2 protein-coding genes are annotated in these 3208 nt (G+C 61.8%); both read right to left on the bottom strand.

Going from position 1 to position 3208, the window contains the following annotated elements:
* Positions 1-746: 746 nt before the first annotated feature.
* The gene (locus tag WBB07_RS21755) at positions 747-1688 is read right to left on the bottom strand and encodes a hypothetical protein (RefSeq protein WP_526310443.1); all 942 of its coding nucleotides are present in this window, start codon (positions 1686-1688) and stop codon (positions 747-749) included.
* Positions 1689-2020: 332 nt separating this feature from the next.
* On the bottom strand, positions 2021-3208 hold a 1188-nt coding region (locus WBB07_RS21750), incomplete at its 5' end, for a RecQ family ATP-dependent DNA helicase (RefSeq protein WP_526310442.1).

Genomic DNA, 3208 nt, shown 5'->3' with positions numbered 1-3208 from the left:
GGCGATACTTCTAGCGCCTAACGAACGACCAAAACAGCGGTGCTCGCCGACCTCCGAAACCGCGACCCCAGGCGAGTAGTGGGTTCTCATCTCATGAGTAGTTCAATCCCAGGTGCAGGGGAAGATCTCCGAACCGCAGCAACCCGACCGCTTTGTCCTAAACTGATATTCCGTCGTTTGCCCACCAGTTCCGCTACTCGTACACGTCCGCACCCGATATTGGTCAGCAAACTCCACCGACAACGGTAGCGTTGTATATAAGCACAAAACCCCTGTTAGGTCCGGCTTGCAGTAAGTCGCGGAGGTAAGCCACGAAGACCAAGCCGTACAGGTAATGGCCATGGGGGCGACGCTTCCGCTAGTCGAAGACAACCCCGCCGCGATCAAGGTGTACGGGGTCGCCGCTATTACGCCCTCCGCGTTTGCCCCAATTAGTAACGAAGCGAAGTAAAGCGCAAGCGCAAGCTGTGCTCCTTTGAGTCTCACCGATCATCACCCCCAAAGCCAATCTCAAACGACGGGTCCAATGTAAGCGGAGTTGGGTATTGACCACCTGGGCCCCCAGTACAGCAGCCGTTGAAGACTTCCTTCTGCTCTTCGTACAGTCTTCCCTTCCGGTTGGGCGTCTACGGCCCTATAGCTATAGGGTGTGGCGTGCGTCGTTGGTTCGGCAAGCGCGCTAGCACTTGCCAAAAGCGCCGCAACGAGTAGTAGCTTCAGAATCGGGAGAGTTTTCACCAAGCGCATCATTGCTCCTCCCATTGCTTACGCAGTTTCTCCCCCACAGTTGAAGAGAACCCTACTACGGCCCAAGTCACGGTCCCCTCCTGGTCAACAATCAATGTCACCGGCGATACCGGGAGGTCGAGAACTCCCGCAGCGGAACGGGTGACTTCTTGTACGGAGAAGCCCGCGTCACTCCATGCTGCGAATGCGGTCGCGGAAGTACCTCGCGTGGCCTCGTCCACCACCGATGCGACGATCACCGGCGGTATTAGCCCAGCGCTGGTGAGGTATGAATCCTGGAGGTAACCAAGCCCCTCCCGGCATACGCCGCAGCCGGGCCAGCAAACGACGACGATGGCCGGGCCCGCAGGTTCTCCTTTGCTCGTGTTGCCACCAATCCCGATTAGCCCGGTGTCGCTTAGGTCTACCCCAAGCAAACCGCCTACCACCTCGTCAGCGCGCGGACCTGGTTCGGAAAGCGCGAAGTACAGCAGGTCCGAATACAGCCCGTCAAGGCCGCTGGCAAACGGCCAATAATCGGCGTTGACCACAGAACCCGCATGAACCATGTACACGCTGGGCGCGTCTTTCACGCCCAGGTACATCGCCAGGCCGTCGTGGGGATCCGCCCAAACGTTCCAACCAGGGTGAGAGTCTGCCCAATCCCCAGCCTCGGCCTCTGGGGCGTTCGTCACCAGAACTAGTTGAAGTGGCAACGTGGCAAAGCGCTCAAATGCAACGAACTCGTCGCAGGCCGGGCACTCGTTTGGCACGAAAAAAACCAGCGCAGCCTTCTCCGTATTAAGACTCTCCGGTAATGCGTTGCCAGAAATTACATTAAGGCCGTACGTGCCGACTATTTCAGGAGCGAGCTGGGCCAATTGGGCCATTGCGACCGTACTCGACAGCAGTAAAGCAGCCACTACAGAGCGCACAATCACATTGAACTGAGACGTTTTCACGCAACGCCTCCTCGCGTTTCAAGCACTTCCCAGCGCTGGCCGCAATGACAGGCTACGGTGTATCACATCGTGATGCAGGCGAGATTGTCCTGACTCAGTACAACCGTCCCCGGGCCGGCCAACCACGCGCAAAGACTGGCGTCCGAGACGCTCAAATCAAGCCGACCCACGGACTGAGTAGACGCGATCCAACGTAGTACCCGCCAAGCGCACGTTCGCGACCGTGCGCGAGCGGGGGCTGCGCCGTGGAACCTGGTGCGCGGGGTGCTCTCGGCTCGGGTTCGCTCAGGCCCCACCGGAAGCTACCGGCCTCCAGGCTGAACGAAGCCCCCTCAACTAGCCAGCACTTCGAGGAACCGCGTGCCGTAACGCTCAAGTTTCGTGTCGCCAACGCCTTGCACCTCGCGCAGCGCGGCCAAACTGCCGGGCCGCGCCGCTACCATCTCGCGCAGCGTCTTGTCGTGGAACACCACGTAGGGCGGCACGCCCTGCTCCTTCGCGAGCTCGGCACGCAGCGTGCGTAGTGCCTGGAAGAGTGCTTCGTCTTCCGGCGAGGAATCTACTGGCACGTCAGGAACGGCGGAAACGCCCCGCAGGCGCTTAGCGGCGGGGCGCGCCACCTGGCGGTCGCGACGCAACCACACTTCCTTCTCGCCGCGCAACACCGCGGCGGCGCCCGGCCCGACGATCAGCCCACCGAAACCGTCCGGGTCGGGTAGGAGCTGGCCGTTAGCCAGAAGCTGCCGCACGACCGAGCGCCAGCCGTCAGCGTTCAGCTCAGTGCCGATACCGAAAGTACTCAAAGTGTCGTGGTTGAACTTGGCGGTGCGCTCGGTGTGCTTACCGAGCAGCACGTCAACCAGGTGGCCAGCCCCGAAGCGCTGACCTGTACGCATGACGGTAGAGAGGAGCTTCTGGGCGGCAATGGTGCCGTCGAACTGAGCGACGGGCTCGCGGCAGGTGTCGCAGTTGCCGCACGGCTCTGGCATGGCCTCACCGAAGTATGCGAGCAGCGACTGGCGCCGGCAGCCGGCCGTTTCGCAGTAAGCCAATAGCGCTTCAAGCCGCTGCCGCTCAACGCGTTTGAAGGCCTCGCTGCCCTCGCCTCCGGCCAGCATGCGGCTGATTTGCACCACGTCGGCTAGGCCGTAGGTCATGAAGGCGTCCGCTGGTTCGCCGTCGCGGCCAGCGCGGCCCGTCTCCTGGTAATAACCCTCGAGGCTCTTTGGCAGGTCGAGGTGGGCCACGAAGCGCACGTCAGGCTTGTCGATGCCCATGCCGAAAGCGATGGTGGCGACCACCACAACGCCGTCCTCGCGCAAGAAGCGCTCTTGATTGGTGCGCCGCACGCTAGCGTCGAGGCCAGCGTGGTACGGAATGGCGTTCACGCCCTTACTAACCAGCCAGTCGGCGGTGGCGCCAACGCTGCGGCGCGACAGGCAGTAGACGATGCCAGCGTGCCCAACGTGCTTAGCGCGGTAGAAGGCCAGGAACTGCGCGCGTGCGTCGACCTTCTCGAC

It is taken from the genome of Mycobacterium sp. (assembly GCF_049647605.1).
GTDB lineage: Bacteria > Actinomycetota > Actinomycetes > Mycobacteriales > Mycobacteriaceae > Mycobacterium.
Note: the sequence above shows the minus strand (reverse complement) of the source record. Positions and strands in the feature narration are given on the sequence as shown.